Origin of the sequence: Siccirubricoccus soli (assembly GCF_024178315.1) — a bacterium.
In the GTDB taxonomy this organism is placed as follows: Bacteria; Pseudomonadota; Alphaproteobacteria; order Acetobacterales; family Acetobacteraceae; genus Siccirubricoccus; species Siccirubricoccus soli.
Map to the genome: position 1 here is coordinate 1 of NZ_JAMZIK010000340.1, position 208 is coordinate 208.

1 protein-coding gene is annotated in these 208 nt (G+C 42.8%); it reads left to right on the top strand.

The annotated features are described in order from the left end of the window. Nucleotides 1-208, top strand: a 208-nt coding sequence (locus NJ376_RS29460) for a hypothetical protein (RefSeq protein WP_408906686.1), incomplete at both ends; no start/stop codon positions are given.

The following is a 208-nucleotide window of genomic DNA, read 5'->3' on the forward strand; positions in this document are numbered from 1 at the left end:
GCAGGAGTTACTAAGGAGGACCAAGAATCTTTGGTTTGTCGATAGTGGATGCTCCAGGCACATGACAGGGGAGAGGAGTCTGCTGACCGACTTCAAAGAAATTAAAGGAATGCATGTTAGTTTTGCAGGAGAAAAAGGTGGCTCGATTACCGGATTGGGTACAGTCACAAATGGAAAATTGAGATTAGAAAAAGTAAACTTTGTGAAG